The organism is Actinomadura craniellae, from assembly GCF_003289645.1.
GTDB lineage: Bacteria > Actinomycetota > Actinomycetes > Streptosporangiales > Streptosporangiaceae > Actinomadura_D > Actinomadura_D craniellae.
In genome coordinates this window covers 568,393-584,812 of the sequence record NZ_QLYX01000002.1, presented here as the reverse complement: position 1 = coordinate 584,812, position 16,420 = coordinate 568,393, and the positions used below count along the sequence as shown (strand labels likewise).

Genomic DNA, 16,420 nt, shown 5'->3' with positions numbered 1-16,420 from the left:
CGTGCGCATCTCCTGGGCGACCGAACCGGGCAGCCCGGCCCGTCCCAACGAGGACTTCGTGGCCGCCGCGCCGGGCGCGGTGGTGGTACTCGACGGGTGCAGCCTGCCGCTGGGCACCGACCTGGGCTGCGCGCACGGCACGGCCTGGTTCTCGCGGTCGCTGGGCACCCGGCTGCTCGCCCGGCTGACGGACGGCCACGGCCCCGCCGCCCGGCCGCCGGTGGGCCCGCCCGAGGGGGCGCACCGCCCGGCGTCCCGCCCGCTGGTCGGCCGGCTGGCCGGGGCGATCGCGGACGTGGCGGCGGCGCACCGCGGCGACTGCGACCTGAATCACCCGCAGACCCCGGCGGCGACGGTGGTCGCGCTGCGGGTGCGCGGGGACGCGCTCGACTACCTGGTGCTCGGCGACTCGACGCTGCTGCTGCACACCGCGGGCCGGCTGGACGCGGTGACGGAGCCGCCGGGCCGGATCACCCCCTACGCCGCCGCCGACCCGGCGGTGGCCGAACGGGCGATCACCGGTACCGTGCCGCTGCGCGAGGTGCGGCGGGCGATCCTGATGACCGACGGCGCCAGCCGGCCGGCCGACCGCTTCCACACCCTCGACTGGCGGGAACTGCTCCGGCTGGTCGAGACCTACGGCCCGATGGCGCTGATCGAGCGGACCCGGGAGACCGAGTACGCCGACCCCGACGGCGTCCGCTGGCCGCGCGGCAAGCGCCACGATGACGCCACGGTGGCGTACTGCGACTTTTCCGGGGCAGGCTCGGGGACGTGATGAAGCCGCGGATCAGCGTGCTGGGCAGCTGCAACATGGACCTGGTCGCCTACACCGCCCGGGCGCCCGGGCTGGGCGAGACGGTGGCGGGGGACCGGTTCGAAACCGCGCCCGGCGGCAAGGGCGCCAACCAGGCGGTCGCGGCGGCCCGGGCCGGCGGCCGGGTGTCCATGATCGGCGCGGTGGGCGACGACCACTACGGGGCGCGGCTGCGAGCGGTGCTGGAGGAGTCCGGGGTTGGCACCGGGCGGGTGCGCACCGTGGCCGGGCCGACCGGCACCGCGCACATCACCGTGGACGGCTCCGGCGCCAACGCGATCGTGGTGGTGCCCGGCGCGAACGCCACGGTGATGGGGCTCGACGACGCCGACGAGGCGGTCATCGCGGCGAGCCGGGCGCTGCTGCTGCAGTTGGAGGTCCCGCTGCCGGTGGTGCGCGCCGGGGCCGCGGTGGCCCGGGCCAACCGGGTGCCCGCCGTGCTGACCCCCTCGCCGGCCCGTCCGCTGCCGCCGGAACTGCTCTCCGACATCGACCTGATCGTCGCCAACGAGCACGAGGCGACCGAACTGGGCGGGGACAAGGACCCGCTCGGCGGGCTGCTGGACCTGGTCTCCCGGGCGGTCGTCACGCTGGGCCCGGCGGGCTGCGTGTACGGGACCCGGGCGGGCGAGCGCGTCCGGGTGGCGGCGCCCGCCGTCCCCGTCGTCGAGACCACCGGGGCCGGCGACTGCTTCGCCGGGGTGCTGGGCGTGGCCCTCGCCGAGGGCGCCCCCGTCGAGGACGCCCTGCGGACGGCCACCGCGGCGGCGACGTTGGTCGTCCAGCGGCGCGGCGCGGCCACCGCGATGCCCGGCCGGCCGGAGATCGACCGGTTCGCCGCCGAGATCTCCGGCGCCGGCTGAGCCCGGCGCACCGGACCGTGCCCCGGCCGGGGCCGGCTCAGAAGTCGGCGTCGAGCGGGATCTGCCGCACCGAGGACAGGTAGGGGTCGAGTTCGGCCGGCTCGAACCGGCACATGCCGATCGCGTACCAGAACTCGCCCGCGGTCTCCCCGGCCCGCTTGTAGCGGCCGTCGGGCGCCAGCGCGGCCCATCCCTCGGCGAGCCCCAGCAGCGTCACCCGGCGGGCCGGCTCGCCGGGGGTGTCCAGGCTCCACAGGATGATCGCGCCGTCGTCGCCGCAGCTGGCCAGCAGGGTCCCGTCGGGGCTGAAGGCCACCGAGGAGACGCGGCGGGTGTGCCCGGGCAGGGTGTGCAGGTGCTCGCCGGTGGCGGCGTTCCACAGCCGGACGACGAGGTCGTCGCCGGCGGTGGCCAGCATCGCCCCGTCGGGGTGGAACGCGACGCTCCACAGCCGGCCGGTGTGCCGGGCGAGCACGTGCCGCGGCTCGCCCGTCCAGGGGTCCCACAGCCGGGCGGTGCCGTCGTTGGAGGCGGTGGCGAGCACGTCGCCGGTGCGGTCGAAGGCCACCTGGTACACCCGGTCGGTATGGCCGCGCAGCACCCGGACGCAGGCGCCGGTGTCGGCGTCCCAGAGCCGGACCAGGGAGTCGTCGCATCCGGTGGCGACCAGTGTCCCGCCGGGGTGGAAGTCGATGGAGCGGACCCGGCCGCGGTGGTCGGCCAGGTTGCGGATCTCACGCCCGCTGAGCCGGTACCACAGCCGCACGCTGTCGTCGTCGTTGGCGGTGGCCAGCACCTCGCCGTCGGGGCTGAACGCCTGGGCCCACACGTGCTCGGTCTCCACGTCCAGCTCCCGCTCGAACGTGCCGGTGCCCGCCTGCCACAGGTGCACGCCGCCGTCGTTGCTGGCGGTGGCCAGCTGCCCGCCCACGGGGCCGAACACGGCCGAGGTGAGGCGGTCGGCGGCACCGGTCAGGGTCCGCACCAGGCGCCCGCTGCGGGGCTCCCACAGCCGGACCACGCCGTCGTTGCCGCTGCTGGCCAGCAGCCCGCCGCCCGTGCTGAAACGCACCGAGACCACCCGGCGCCCGTGCCCGCGCCGCACCACCCGGCACTGGCCGGTGGCGACGTCCCACAGCCGGAAGCTGTCGTCGTTGCCGGTGGTGGCCAGTTGCGCGCCGTCGGGCCGGAAGGCGATCGGCCAGACGGCGCCCCGGTGCCCGGTGAGCTCCAGCCGCTGCCGGCCGGTCACCGGATCCCACAGCCGGATCGAGCCGTCGCTGTCGGCGGTGGCGAGGGTGCCGCCGTCGGAGCTGAAGACGGCCTGGTAGATCGCGCCGGTGTGGCCGACCAGGGGCCGGGATCCGCGCTCGCCGGCCCACAGCCGGACGCCGCCGTCGGTGTCGCCGGTCACCATCAGGTGCCCGGCGGGATGGAAGGCCAGCGAGTAGATCCGGCCGGTGTGGCCGGTCAGCTCCCGCCGCACCTCGCCGCTGACGATGTCCCACAGCCGGACGGTGCCGGCCTCGTCGCCGGCGGCGAGCAGCGTGCCGTCGGGGGTGAACCGGATCTGGAAGACCGCGCCCCGGTGCCCGGTGAGGGTGCGCAGCAGCGCACCGGTGGGCACGTCCCAGACGCGCAGGACGCCCTGCGAGTCGCCGGTGACCAGGGACGTTCCCTCGGCGTTGAACACGGCGGTGTAGACCGGCGAGGTGTGGCCGGGCAGGCTGTGCCGGAGCTCGCCGGTCGCGGCGTCCCAGACGCGCAGGACGCCGTCGGCGGCCCCGGCGACCACCGTGGTCCCGTCCGGGCCGACCACCAGCGGCCACACCCCCTCCGGGTGGACGTCGATGACCCGGGTGCAGACACCGGAGCCCGGATCCCACAGCCGCACGGTGCCGTCGGCGGAGCCGGTGGCCAGCGGCCCGCCGGCCGGACCGAAGGTGACCGCGTAGGTGCGGTCGCGGTGCCCCTGCAGGGTGCGCAGCGGCTGCCCGGTGACCGGGTCGCAGACGAGCACCCCGCCGTCGATGCTGCCGATCGCCAGGCTCGCGCCGTCGGGGGAGTAGGCGAGGGGCTGGGGGAGCCGGCTGGTCCTGCCGTGGAACCGGAACCCGTAGGGGACGCCGATCGCCGCGGGGGCGAACTGGGCCTCCACCGGCCGGCCCGGGGCGATGGCGGCGTCGTGTAGTTCGGGGGCGGCGGCGACCCGGTCGGACACGGCGGCGTCGATCAGGGCGGCGCGGGTCCAGGTGCTTCCGTCGAGGGTGACGTCCCGCAGGTCCGTCCGGGTCAGCCGGGCCCGGCTCAGGTCGGCGCCGCTCAGGTCGGCGCCGGTCAGCCGGGCCTCGTCCAGCCGGGCGCCGGTGAGGACGGCGTCCCGCAGCACGGCCTGGGCGAGGTTGGCCCCGACGAGCTGGGTGTCGGCGAGGTTGGCCCCGGTCAGGTCGACCTCGCGCAGGTCGCGGTGGGACAGGTCCTCGCCCTGCAGGTTGGCGCCGCGCAGGTCGGACCGGGCCGGGGTGCGCAGCCGGGTGGTGACCTTGATGGCGTTGGCGCGCTCGACGTCGTCGGCGGCGGGGTCGCCGAGGACGCCGGCGGCCCATTCCTGGCAGGCGCGGGTGTCGGCGAGGTCGCACAGGAACTCCACGGTGAGCTGGGACAGCGCCCGGCGTCCCAGCATGGCCGGGGCGGGCGCCCCGACGGCGAGTTCGGTGGCGATCCGCTCGGCGATCAGCCATTCCGTCACCGAGCGGTGGATGAACCCGAACCGCTCGTCCGCGGTGTGCACCAGCAGGCTGCCGCCGCCCACCGCGTGGGCGACCTGGGGGGCCGACATCTGCCCCTCGGCCAGCCCGGTGAGCGCCGCGGCGACGTCGGAGAGCTCGGCCAGCCCCAGGGAGCGCTCGTCGCCCTCCCACAGCCGCACCGCCAGGACGCGCACCGCCTGCCAGAGATCGGTGAGGCCGAGCCCGCCGGCCGAGCCGGCCTGGCGCATCCGGTCGGCCTCGACCGACAGCCAGAAGTCCAGGATCTCGCGGTAGAGGTGGGCGGCGCTGACGGTCTGGGAGGCGGTGGCGACGGCGCGCAGCCGCTCCTCGGGGAGGTCGGCGATGAAGCCGAGCATCCGCGGGTTGCTGGACAGCCCGAGCAGGTCCTCGATGCCGCTGAGCGTCTGCAGCCGGGCGTCCGCGGCGTCCTCGTCGCCGTACCGGTTGACCAGGTAGGCCCGGATCTGCGCCCGGCTGAAGTCCTCGATGGACAGCACCCGGCGGTGCGGCAGCACGCCGACCCGCTCGCCGAGCGCGGTGAGGATCTGCGCCTGGGACTTGAAGTGCTGGGTGCGGCTGGCGACGATGATCTTGGCCTTGTCGCGGGCGGCCTGGAGCAGGGTGTCCAGGTGCTCGGCGGCCCGGTCGTAGGTCACCCGGGTGACCAGCTCGTCGAACCCGTCGAACAGCAGGACCACCCGGCCCTGGCCGAGCATGTAGTGGAACGCCTTGAGGTCGATCAGCTCCTCGCCGTGGGTGGCCAGGTGCGCGGCGACGAGCGCGTCGACCGACTGCGCCTTGTCGAGGGTGCGCAGCTCGATCAGGATCGGGATGACATGCGGCAGCTCCACCGGGATCCGCCGGGCCAGCTCCCGCAGGGCGAACGTCTTGCCCCGACCGAAGTCGCCGAGCAGCAGCACGAACCGGCCGTGGTCGGCGGTCAGCAACTGGAGCATCTCGCCGACCAGGTCGTCGCGCGCGTTCGCAGCGGGACGGTCGAGCTCACGGAACCGCTGCGGCACGTACAGGCCCGGCGGGTACAGCCGGCCCGAGGTCAGCTCGGCGGTCTGCCGGGCGACGTAGCCCGACAGGTCCAGCAGGCCCTGGAACTCCACGAAGCTGCGCAGCCGGACACCGCGGCGCAGCGCCTCCGAGCGCAGCGACCGGGCCGGCGGCGGGCCGGTGTAGACGAGCTCGGAGCCGTGGTAGGTCTCGGCGGCGTGGACGTGCTGGAGGAACGCGTCGACCTCGGCCTCGGTGACCTCGCCGACGTGCGCGGCGATCAGGTACTGCCGGATGAACCCGTCCTCCAGCCGGGTCACCAGCAGGTGCGGCGGGTCGGCGTCGATCCGCCGGATGCCGGCCCGCTCGAACCGGGTCTCGCACGCCTCCGCGATGCGCTCCAGCAGCAGGGACGCCGGGTCGGGTTCGGGCTCGGCGACCGGATCGGGGTCGCCGGCCGGCAGCTGCGGCTCGGGCGGCCGCTCCGGCGCCGTGCGGAAGGTGCCGCCCGCCCCCTGCCAGCCGCGGGCCAGCCGGTGCGGCTCCCGGCCGGGCGGGTCGGGTGACCAGCGGGTCAGCCCGGCCGCGGTGATCACCGAGATCTCGTGGCCGCCCGGGCCCGGCGCGGGCAGGCAGGGGACGCCCGAGGGCAGCTCCGGGACCAGGCCCGGGTGCGCCGGGACCCCCTGGAAGACCAGGTTCAGGTGACCGCCCAGCAGCGCCTCGACCGCGGCGGCGTCCCGGACCGCGCCGGGCTCGCCGCGCACCGGGGTGTGCCGCACCGCGCCCAGCCGCAGCCAGCCGTCCTCCTCGTAGGGACGCAGCCGCTCGGCGAACCAGGCGGCCTGGGCCCGGCCGATCCACCCGTGACGGTCCTCGGGCCGGTGGGTCTGGGCGAGCGTGGAATTGAGCCCGGCCACCGCCACCTTCAGGTCCGGGACGGCGAACAGCGTCCAGGGCTGGGCGCTGTCGAAGAGGACACCGCCGACCCCCTGGTAGAGCTCCTCGAACAGGCCGGCGAAGTGCCGCCACTTGGGCCAGTACGGCGGCTTCGGCTCGATGTCGTCGGCCTCGCAGTTGTTGAAGTACGCCTGGCAGGCCGCGCGGGTCACGTCGCGCTCGCCGGGCACCACCACCACCCGCTGCGCGTCCAGCCCGAGCAGGGCCCGCAGACCGGCCAGGAAGGACAGCGCCTCGCCGAACTCGCGGCGGCCCCCCGACTCGGTCAGGTCGCCCGAGACCACCAGCAGGTCGGGGCGGGGGACGCCCTCGTCGGCCAGCCGGGTGACCTCGCTCCAGATGCGCTCCTGCAACTCCTCGGCGGTCACCGGCTCGTCGGCGGCGGCCAGCGTCCGGCCGAACCGCGGCCCGCCCACGTGCAGCACCGACAGGTGCTCGCGCGGCCCGCTCGCCAGGGCCGTCCCGGCGGGGAACGGCGGCGCGGCCACCGGAGTCCGCCGGTAGGGGCGCTCCCCGGTGGGCGCCGGCCCGGCCGGGGCCGGCTCGACGGCCGCGCGGACCGTCCGGGGGAAGCCGGGCTCCACCGCGGGCATCGCGTGGCCGGCCAGGGCCTCACCGATCCTGCGCACCAGCAGCGCCCGGGCCTCCTGCGGGTCGGTCACCCCGACCAGGTCCACGTAGGTGATGGTGGACAGCAGGCCCTCGATCTCGCAGTCCTCGACCCGGACGGTGACGAGCTTGCGGGCCGGGTCGTCGGGGTCGGCGCGCAGCGCGGTCATCCACTCCAGCCGGCCGTACCGGGAGCGCAGGTAGTTGCCCGAGAGCACCGCCACCACGACCTTGGCCTCGGACAGGCCGCGGTCCATGAAGTCGATGAAGTTGGTGCCGGGGACGAAATGCCAGGCCTGCATCATCGTCCGGAAGCCCGCGGACTCCAGCTCCCAGGCGATCCACGCCGCCCAGCGCTCGTCGGCCGGGTTGTAGCTGATGAAGAAGTCGGTCGGGCGATCCTGCCGGGGGGTGTCGTCCCGAGGGGTCATAGGGGCCAGTATCACCCGCAGGGGCGATCTCCGATGTAAGAATTTCCCCGCTCACGCGCGTCGATCCGGGACGCCCTCCGGCGGCGGCGCCACGATCGCAGGCGACGGGAGGCACGCGCATGGAGTCGCGGACAAGTCCGCCGGAACAGGAGAGTTCACCAGCCGGTCGTGAGATCATGGCGGCCGTGCCGCCCTCCCGTGGCCCCCTGCGCGGTCTGCTGAACCCGCTCGACGGGGTACGGTTCGGCCTGTTGTTCCTGGGGTTGCTCTTCGTGGTCACCGGCTTGCTGCCGGTCGCGGAGGCCGAGGCGAGCATCCGCCGGATCGGCCCGCTGCTGGTGTTCCTGGGCAGCGTCATCGTGCTGGCCGAGCTGACCAAGGAGGCCGGGGTCTTCGACCTCATCGCCGAGCGGATGGCGCGGCTGGGGCGCGGCGGCTACGGCGCGCTGTTCCTGCTGTGCGTCGCCTTCGCCGCGCTGACGACGACCTTCCTGAACCTCGACACCACCGCGGTGCTGCTCACCCCGGTGATGCTGGCGCTGGCCCCGAAGGCGCGGATCGCCCCGCTGCCGCTGGCCATGACGACCGTGTGGCTGGCCAACACCGCCAGCCTCCTGCTGCCGGTGTCGAACCTGACCAACCTGCTGGCCGCCGACCGGGTGGCCCTGGAGGGGCCGGGGTTCGCCGCCCGGATGTGGGCGCCGCAGGCGGCGTCCGTGGCGGTGACGATGGTGCTGCTGTGGGTCTGGTACTGGCGGCGCGGGGCGCGCGGCGCCGACCGGTACGACCCGCCCGAGCCGTCCCCGGTGCGCGACCGGGTGCTGTTCTCGGCCACCGGCCTGGCCTGCCTGCTGTTCATCGCCGCGATCCTGGCCGGGGTCGAGATCGGCGTGGCCGCGACGGCCGCGGCGGCGGTGGCCGTGCTGGCGTTCGCGGTCCGCGACCGGTCCGCGCTGCGGCCGGCGCTGATCCCGTGGCGGCTGCTGGTCTTCGTCACCGGGCTGTTCCTGGTGGTGCCGACGCTCAGCCGGTACGGCCTCGACGCGGTGATGACCGCCCTGATCGGCTCCGAGGGGGGTGTGGCGGGCGCGCTCCGGGCCGCCGCGGCCGGGGCCGGACTGTCCAACCTGCTCAACAACCTGCCCGCCTACGTCGCCGGTGAGGCCGTCGTTCCGGTGGGCGACCGCGACCAGTTGCTCGCCCTGCTGATCGGCACGAACGTCGGGCCGGTGATCACGCCCTGGGGGTCGCTGGCCACCCTGCTGTGGTTCGAGTGGTGCCGCCGCCGGGACGTCCAGGTGCCGATCGTCCGGTTCGTGCTCACCGGGGCCGCGCTCGCGGTGGCGGGCTGCGCTGCGGCGGTGGGCGCGCTGCTGCTGACCGGCTGACCCGGGCCTACGGCGGGCCCAGCCCGGCCAGCCGGGGGGCCAGCCGGGCCGCGTCCGCCACGGTTTCCAGCAGGCGGTCGACCAGGGCGGGCCGGGCGGCCACGAACGTCGGCTCGGGCTCGTCGAGACGCACCTCGTAGGGGCCGCCGTCGGCGCCGCGGAACACCGCCCCGGCCTCCCGCGCGATCAGCGCCCCCGCCGGTAGGTCGACCATCTCGGTGCGGTAACCGACGACACCGTCGATGTCGCCGCGGGCGAGCATCACCCACGCCACCAGGGGCGCCCACAGCTGGAGCAGCCGGCCCGACCTGGCCTCCAGGACCATTTTGAGCGCCCGGGCCGCCGGGTCGTCCCGGCCGACCGCGTGCCCCTGCGTCCAGGCGATGACGGGACGGTCGCGGCCCGGGCCGGAGGGGCCGGACAGGGCGCCGTCCGGCCCCCGGGCGCCGCCGCCGCAGGTCGCCGACCAGGTGCGGGCGGTGAGCGGGTCGTGCACCACGCCGAGCACCGGTACCGAGCCGGCGCACAGCGCCAGCCCGACCGCGTACACCGGCAGCCCGACCGCCACGTTGTTGGTGCCGTCGAGGGGGTCCACCAGCCAGGTCAGCCGCCCGTCGGCGGACCCCACCACGCCGGCCTCCTCGGAGATGATCCGGTGCTCGGGGTAGGCGCCGCGCAGCCGCCGCAGGATCAGGTCCTCGGCGGCCAGGTCCAGTGCGGTGACCACGTCGCCCGAGGTGCCCTTCGCCCAGGCCTCCACCGGGCCGCGGGCGCCCGTCCGCAACAGGATGCCGGCGGCCTCCGCGGCGTCGATCGCGACCCCGAGGGCCCGGGCGAGGTCCACCGGATCGGACGGGGGTTCCATGGGCGCCTCCGAGGGCGGTACGGGTGCTGATCGGCCGTCGTGTCAGTCCGCATGGACCGCCGCGATCCGCCGGGACGACAGTAAGGCCGCCCGGGCCGTCTCGGCCGGCCCGTGCGGCAGGCGGTGGACGCGGTGCGTCGGGGTGCCGAGCCCGCCCAACGACAGGTCGCCGGCGGCCGGTACCTCCAGGCCCAGCGCGACCGTCGCCGCCTCGGGGCCGTCGTCGAGGACGGTGCTGTGGAAGACCCCCGCGGGCAGCGCGTAGGACTCGCCTGTCCGGTGCATCGAGTCGCGGCCCGGCGCGCAGCGCACCGTCCGGTCGGTGGCCCGGAGCTCGTCCACGTCGCCCCGGCTGATCACCTCGAACACCCGGTGGGTGGCGGCGGCGGGGTCGTCGACGATCTGGAACCGCACGTTCCGCAGCGACCCGTACAGCACGTAGCTGACCAGGTCCCAGCTGTGGCAGTGCACCTGGGAGGTGGTGACACGGCCGGCCGGCAGCTCCGCCGACCACAGGTGCAGGCACATGCCGTACGGGCCGCGGCGCTCCACCGGCAGGCACAGGAACCCCAGCGGGTGGCGTACGGCGGCCGTCACCCGCCGGCCGTGCGCGATGTCGTCGAGCAGCCCGCGGGCCCAGTGCGGCAGGACGTCCCGGGCGGTCCCGGCGTCGATCTCCGCGTGGACGTCTTCGTAGCGCATGGCGGCATCAGGGTGTGGGGAAGGGGTTGCGCGGGCGCAGCGCCCGCCGGGTGATGTCGACGACGTCCCGGTCGCCGTAGGTGCCGGGCAGCGCGACCCCGAGGGCGGTGAAGAGCCGGCGCACCTCGTCCACGGTCGGCTCGTCGCTCAGCTCGACGGCCCTGGCCTGCTCGATCGGTACCCGGCGGGCCTGGTCGAGGCTGTTCTGCAGTTCGGCGCTGCACCAGCCGTAGTAGAACTTCTCGCTGTCGACGACCAGGGCGGGGCCGCGCGGATCGTCCCGGGTGATCACCACGCAGCCGGCCGACAGGTCCCAGCGCAGCGTCGTCATCACCGAGGACAGGCCGATGTCGATGTCGAGCATGTTGAACCGCTGCCGGTTCCAGCAGGCGGCCAGGATCGTCGCGTACGACTCCTTGCGGGTGCGGTCGAGGGTCCACGGTTCACCGGTGCCGTCGGGGTCCTCCGACACCGACCGGCGGTGCCGGGCGTAGGTGTCGCAGACCTCCGTGTCGGTCGGGTCGATGATCTCCAGCCGGAACAGCAGGGTGCGGCGCTCCCGGCGGGCGGTCGCCACGCACTCGGGCAGCGTCTTGGCGCGGATGTAGGTGCCGGTGCCGCCCTTGAAGACCCAGCGGTCGGTGGTGCGCCGGGCCGCCGCGAGCACCGGCTCGACCTGGGCGCCGTCGATGATCCGGACGGCGGTGGTCTCGTCCAGGGCCCGCTTGGTGTCGGCGACCACGCCCTCGAAGCGCTCGATGTGGGAGAGCCGCTCGCTCAGCCCCGCGAGGGTGTGGGACGAACCCAGCAACACGTCACGGACCTCGGCCTCGACCGGCTCCCGACGGGATCGGTCCCGCAGCAGCGCGCTGGACAGCAGGCCCATCACCAGCAGGATCGCGCTCTCGACCACACCGTCGCCGAGCTCGACCCCCAGCCCGAGCACGGCGACCACCACGGCGAGCACCAGCGCGATGACCGCGTCGGCGTTCTTCCCCAGCCAGATGGCGAACCGGGTCATGGGCGCGCGTCTCCGTCCGTCGGCGGCCCCGACATCGTAGGCGCCGCCGCGCCGGGCGGACCACGGATTTTTACGCGGTGGGCCCGCTGGCGAGGGCCTGCGCCTGGGAGACCTGCTGCTGGACCCAGCCGAAGGTGAACGGGTCGACCGCGGCGATCCGGGTGACGTGGTGCAGGCCGTCCGGGCTCTGGATGTGGACCTCGATGTAGCCCTGCATCCGGGTCTCCTTGGCCAGCAGGAAGAACAGGCTGAAGACGCAGAGGAAGAGGAAACCGACGATCGCCACGACGATCGCCCAGGCGGGGATCGCGCTGGTGGCGTAGGTCTGGTTGTGGACGGTCCAGACCGTGCCGCGCAGCGGGTACCGGCCGTGCGGGAGGATCAGCGACGTGTTGGTCACCGCCACGTCGCCGAGGGTGAACAGCACGGGCTCGTCACCGGGTGGCGGTGTCCAGTAGCTCACACCCGCCGACGATACGGGTCACCGGCGCCGGACGGTAGCCCATCAGGCCAGCAGGCCGGGGTCGGTGGCCTGCCACAGCAGGTCGGGCCGGTTGGTGACGATGCCGTCGACGTCCGCGGCGGCGAGCCGTCGCATGGTCGCGACGTCGTCGACCGTCCAGGCGTACACCCGCAGGCCGTGCCGGTGGGCGCTGGCGACGTAGGCGGGAGTGAGGTTGCGGTGCGGCGGGTTGACGTACCGGGCGTACCGCCGGATGCCGGGCAGTTCGGCGGGGGTGGGATTGCCGAGCACCGCGGTGGGCACGTCCGGCGCGATCCGGTGGAAGGAGCGCACGAAGGCGCGGTCGAAGCTCTGCACGACGGTCCGCCCGGTGCCCAGCCAGGTGGGACCGGCCCGGAGCTCGGTGGCGACGCGCCGGGCGACGCCCGGCTGGCCCGCCGGGGGCTTCACCTCGATGAGCACGCCCATCGGGCCGTCGCCCATCGCGCGCAGCGCCTCGCGCAGCGTCGGCACCCGCTCGCCGCGGTGGGCCGGGCCCCACCAGGAACCGGCGTCCAGCCTGCGGATCTCCGCCAGGGTGAAGTCCCGGACCCGCCACGGCCGCCGGGCGGGGAAGACCCGCTCCGCGTCGGTCGTCCTGGCCAGCGTGGTGTCGTGCATGAGGATCAGCCGCCCGTCTTTGGTCTGCCGGACGTCGAGTTCGAAGACGTCGGCGCCCATCGCCCGCGCCTGCCGGAACGCGGCCAGGGTGTTCTCGGGGGCGTGCGCGGACGCGCCGCGGTGAGCGACCTTGACCAGCCCGGTGGTCCGGTGCAGCACCGGCAGGGCCGTTCCCGCTGGCACGTCCGGCAGGGGATCGGCCGGAACCGCCTGGGTGACCGGAACGGTCTGGGCGGTGGGGACGGGCGGGGCCAGGGCGGCCGGTGCGAGGACCGGCAGCGGCGTGAGGGCGGCGACGGCGGCCGGACCGAGCCTGCGGAACATGCGGGAGTCTCCTCCGAAGGGCGGGCGTGCGCCCGGCGGGATCCGGCGGAGCGCGTTACTGGGAGTGAGCGGGCGGGCACTGCGCCGCCGGCCCTCCCAGTTCTATGGCCTTGCACCCGGTGGAGTCATTTAGGCTCGCCTCATGCGCTGGGGACGGGGTGCGGCATGGTGGCCGCGACGGCGTTCTCGGGTGCTCGACATCTCGCTGGCGCTGACCGCCGCGTTGCTCGACGGCACCCTGCTGTGGTTCGTGGTCCGCGACTTCTACATCCCCTCGTGGGTGTCCGCGGCCGCCAGCGTGCTGATCGGGCTGATCCTGGTCGCCCGGCGGCGGTACCCGGTGGCCGTTGCCACGCTGAGCATCGCGGGCGGTTTCGTCGCCGGAGGGTTCCTGTCCTACTTCATCGCCCTGTACTCGATGGGCGCCTACTGCGCGACGCGGCGGCTGGTGACCGGCCTGGCGGTGGCGGCGTACGTCGCTTTCATCATCCAGCCGGGCCCCGGGATGGGCGAGGGCGGGCCGTTCTGGGGGCGGCTGATCCTGGGGGTGGCGATCATCGTGCCGCCGGTGCTGCTCGGCCTGTACATGGGCACCCGCAAGCAACTGGTCGCCTCGTTGCAGGAGCGCGCCGCCCGGCTGGAGCGCGAGCGGAACCTGCTCGCCGAGCAGGCCCGGATCGAGGAGCGCACCCGGATCGCCCGGGAGATGCACGACGTCGTGGCCAACCGGGTGAGCGTGATGGTGGTGCACGCCGGGGCGCTGCGCGCGGTGGCGGCCCGCGATCCGGCCAAGGCGGCCGAGACGGCGGCGGTGATCGGCGACATGGGCCGGCAGGCGCTGGACGAGCTACGCCAGGTGATCGGCGTGCTGCGGCTCGGCGACGCCGCCGAACTGCCGGACACCCCCGGCCTCACCGACATCCGGGGGCTGGTCGACCAGTCCGCGGCGGCGGGCCTGCCCGTCACCCTGCGGATCGAGGGCCTCGACCACCGGCCGCCGCCCCCCACGGTGGCGCAGACCCTGTACCGGGTGGTCCAGGAGGCGCTGACCAACGTGCACAAGCACGCGGGCAACGTCGACACGGGCGTGACCATCGAGCTCCGGGAGGCCGTCGACGTGGAGGTGCGCAACGGGCCGCCGGAGGCCGGCCCGGACCACGAGCTGCCCAGCGGCGGCAACGGTCTGCTCGGCCTGCGCGAACGGGTCGTCGCGCTGGGCGGCACCTTCGAGGCGGGCCCCTGCGACCGGGGCGGGTTCGCGGTCCGCGCCCGCATCCCGCTCCCCGCGGTGGCGACCTGAGCCGATGAGGGACGAGTGGTCCGCGGAGTGAGCGAAGAGGTGAGGGTCGCGGCCGGCACGACCTGAACTGTCGTACCCCGTACGTAGAGTGGACGGGTCAACCGATGGGGGGAGGCCGACGTGCGTCCGGTCACTGATCTGCAGCGCCGGGTGGCGCCGTTCGAGGTCGTCACGGAGATGACGCCCTCGGGCGACCAGCCCGAGGCGATCGCCGATCTGCAGCGGCGGGTCGAGGGCGGCGACAAGGACTCCGTGCTGCTGGGCGCCACCGGTACCGGGAAGACGGCCTCCATGGCGTGGCTGATCGAGCGGGTGCAGCGGCCCACCCTGGTCATGCAGCCCAACAAGACGCTTGCCGCCCAGTTCGCCAACGAGCTGCGCGAGATGCTGCCGAACAACGCGGTCGAGTACTTCGTGTCCTACTACGACTACTACCAGCCCGAGGCGTACGTCCCGCAGACCGACACCTACATCGAGAAGGACTCCTCGATCAACGAGGAGGTCGAGCGGCTGCGGCACTCGGCCACCAACTCGCTGCTCACCCGGCGCGACACGGTCGTGGTGGCCTCGGTGTCCTGCATCTACGGCCTGGGCACCCCGCAGGAGTACGTCGACCGGATGGCGCGGTTGCGGGTCGGCATGGAGGTCGACCGTGACGACCTGCTGCGCAAGCTGGTCGACATGCAGTACAGCCGCAACGACCTGGCCTTCACCCGTGGCACCTTCCGGGTCCGCGGCGACACCATCGAGATCATCCCGCAGTACGAGGAGCTCGCCGTCCGGATCGAGATGTTCGGCGACGAGATCGAGAAGCTGGCCACGCTGCACCCCCTCACCGGCGAGGTGATCACCGAGGACGAGGAGCTGTACGTCTTCCCCGCCTCTCACTACGTGGCCGGGCCCGAGCGGATGGAGCGGGCGATCCGCGGCATCGAGGCCGAACTGACCGACACCCTGGCCGTCATGGAGCGGCAGGGCAAGCTGCTGGAGGCGCAGCGGCTGCGGATGCGCACCAGCTACGACATCGAGATGATGCGCCAGATCGGGACGTGCTCGGGCATCGAGAACTACTCGCGGCACATCGACGGCCGCGAGCCGGGCAGCGCCCCCAACACCCTGCTCGACTACTTCCCCGAGGACTTCCTGCTCGTCATCGACGAGTCGCACCAGACCGTCCCGCAGATCGGGGCGATGTACGAGGGCGACGCGTCCCGCAAGCGGATGCTGGTCGACCACGGGTTCCGCCTGCCGTCGGCGATGGACAACCGGCCGCTGAAGTGGGAGGAGTTCCTGGAGCGGATCGACCAGACCGTCTACCTGTCGGCCACCCCCGGCCCGTACGAGCTGGGCCGGGTCAAGGGCGACGTCGTCGAGCAGGTCATCCGGCCCACCGGGCTGGTCGACCCCGAGGTGGTGGTCAAGCCCACCAAGGGGCAGATCGACGATCTGATCCACGAGATCCGGCTGCGCGAGGAGCGCGACGAGCGGGTGCTGGTCACCACGCTGACCAAGAAGATGGCCGAGGACCTCACCGACTACCTGCTGGAGATCGGCATCCGGGTGCGCTACCTGCACAGCGAGGTCGACACGCTGCGCCGGATCGAGTTGCTGCGCGAGCTGCGCAGCGGCGAGTTCGACGTGCTGGTCGGCATCAACCTGCTGCGCGAGGGCCTGGACCTGCCCGAGGTGTCGCTGGTGGCGATCCTCGACGCCGACAAGGAGGGGTTCCTGCGCTCGGAGACCTCGCTGATCCAGACCATCGGCCGGGCCGCCCGCAACGTCTCGGGCCAGGTGCACATGTACGCCGACAAGGTCACCCCGTCCATGGAACGGGCGATCGACGAGACCTCCCGGCGCCGGGCCAAGCAGATCGCCTACAACGCCGAGCACGGCATCGAGCCGACCGCGCTGCGCAAGAAGATCGCCGACATCCTCGACTCGCTGGCCCGTGAGGACGCCGACACCGAGACCATGCTCGGCGGTTCCGGCCGGCAGCAGAGCCGCGGCAAGGCCCCGGTCCCGGGCCTGGCCTCCCGCACCCGAGAGGTGGGCCGGCACGCGGCCGACCTGGTGGGGGAGCGCCCCCGCGCCGAACTGGAGGCACTGATCGAGCAGATGACGGCCCAGATGCACCAGGCCGCCGCCGACCTCCAGTTCGAACTCGCCGCCCGGCTCCGCGACGAAATGAAGGAACTCAAGCGCGAACTACGCGACATGCGCGAAGCGGGCGTCGAGTAGCCGCAC

The 16,420-nt window shown here is 74.2% G+C and carries 11 protein-coding genes; 5 read left to right on the top strand and 6 right to left on the bottom strand.

Going from position 1 to position 16,420, the window contains the following annotated elements:
• Nucleotide 1: 1 nt before the first annotated feature.
• Entirely contained in the window at nt 2-778 is a 777-nt protein-coding gene (locus DPM19_RS06200) for a protein phosphatase 2C domain-containing protein (protein ID WP_233509876.1), read from the top strand.
• Nucleotides 778-1,680, top strand: coding sequence for a ribokinase (locus tag DPM19_RS06195; protein ID WP_111863796.1), 903 nt, complete (start codon nt 778-780; stop codon nt 1,678-1,680). Before DPM19_RS06200 ends, DPM19_RS06195 begins: the two co-directional genes overlap by 1 nt.
• Nucleotides 1,681-1,717: 37 nt before the next feature.
• Here the strand turns inward: DPM19_RS06195 and DPM19_RS06190 are convergent, their stop codons facing one another.
• Nucleotides 1,718-7,453, bottom strand: a complete 5,736-nt coding sequence (locus DPM19_RS06190; protein WP_111863795.1) for a WD40 domain-containing protein — start codon at nt 7,451-7,453, stop codon at nt 1,718-1,720.
• Between the two features lie 185 nt (nt 7,454-7,638).
• Here DPM19_RS06190 and DPM19_RS06185 point away from each other — a divergent pair, with 185 nt between their 5' ends.
• Nucleotides 7,639-8,841, top strand: coding sequence for an ArsB/NhaD family transporter (locus DPM19_RS06185; protein ID WP_233509875.1), 1,203 nt, complete (start codon nt 7,639-7,641; stop codon nt 8,839-8,841).
• Nucleotides 8,842-8,848: 7 nt separating this feature from the next.
• On the opposite strand, the gene DPM19_RS06180 is transcribed toward DPM19_RS06185, so the two are convergent.
• The 5 genes from DPM19_RS06180 to DPM19_RS06160 form a co-directional block, all read right to left on the bottom strand.
• Nucleotides 8,849-9,706, bottom strand: coding sequence for an inositol monophosphatase family protein (locus DPM19_RS06180; protein ID WP_111863793.1), 858 nt, complete (start codon nt 9,704-9,706; stop codon nt 8,849-8,851).
• A 42-nt stretch (nt 9,707-9,748) separates the two neighbouring features.
• Nucleotides 9,749-10,408, bottom strand: a complete 660-nt coding sequence (locus DPM19_RS06175; protein ID WP_111863792.1) for a hypothetical protein — start codon at nt 10,406-10,408, stop codon at nt 9,749-9,751.
• Between the two features lie 7 nt (nt 10,409-10,415).
• Nucleotides 10,416-11,429, bottom strand: a complete 1,014-nt coding sequence (locus tag DPM19_RS06170; RefSeq protein WP_111863791.1) for a hypothetical protein — start codon at nt 11,427-11,429, stop codon at nt 10,416-10,418.
• Between the two features lie 70 nt (nt 11,430-11,499).
• Nucleotides 11,500-11,892, bottom strand: a complete 393-nt coding sequence (locus DPM19_RS06165) for a hypothetical protein (RefSeq protein WP_146778752.1) — start codon at nt 11,890-11,892, stop codon at nt 11,500-11,502.
• Nucleotides 11,893-11,934: 42 nt separating this feature from the next.
• Nucleotides 11,935-12,876: a glycerophosphodiester phosphodiesterase gene (locus DPM19_RS06160; protein ID WP_111863789.1), complete on the bottom strand. Its 942-nt coding sequence runs from the start codon at nt 12,874-12,876 to the stop codon at nt 11,935-11,937.
• 142 nt (nt 12,877-13,018) lie between these two features.
• Here DPM19_RS06160 and DPM19_RS06155 point away from each other — a divergent pair, with 142 nt between their 5' ends.
• On the top strand, nt 13,019-14,176 hold the full coding sequence (locus DPM19_RS06155) for a sensor histidine kinase (protein ID WP_111863788.1): 1,158 nt from the start codon (nt 13,019-13,021) through the stop codon (nt 14,174-14,176).
• A 120-nt stretch (nt 14,177-14,296) separates the two neighbouring features.
• Nucleotides 14,297-16,414, top strand: coding sequence for an excinuclease ABC subunit UvrB (gene uvrB / locus DPM19_RS06150; RefSeq protein ID WP_111863787.1), 2,118 nt, complete (start codon nt 14,297-14,299; stop codon nt 16,412-16,414).
• The last annotated feature ends 6 nt before the right edge of the window (nt 16,415-16,420 follow it).

Coding starts and splice junctions, on each gene's coding strand:
- DPM19_RS06195 (WP_111863796.1), top strand. CDS start 778: ATGAAGCCGCGGATCAGCGTGCTGGGCAGCTGCAACATGGACCTGGTC.
- DPM19_RS06190 (WP_111863795.1), bottom strand. CDS start 7,453: ATGACCCCTCGGGACGACACCCCCCGGCAGGATCGCCCGACCGACTTC.
- DPM19_RS06180 (WP_111863793.1), bottom strand. CDS start 9,706: ATGGAACCCCCGTCCGATCCGGTGGACCTCGCCCGGGCCCTCGGGGTC.
- DPM19_RS06175 (WP_111863792.1), bottom strand. CDS start 10,408: ATGCGCTACGAAGACGTCCACGCGGAGATCGACGCCGGGACCGCCCGG.
- DPM19_RS06170 (WP_111863791.1), bottom strand. CDS start 11,429: ATGACCCGGTTCGCCATCTGGCTGGGGAAGAACGCCGACGCGGTCATC.
- DPM19_RS06160 (WP_111863789.1), bottom strand. CDS start 12,876: ATGTTCCGCAGGCTCGGTCCGGCCGCCGTCGCCGCCCTCACGCCGCTG.
- DPM19_RS06155 (WP_111863788.1), top strand. CDS start 13,019: ATGCGCTGGGGACGGGGTGCGGCATGGTGGCCGCGACGGCGTTCTCGG.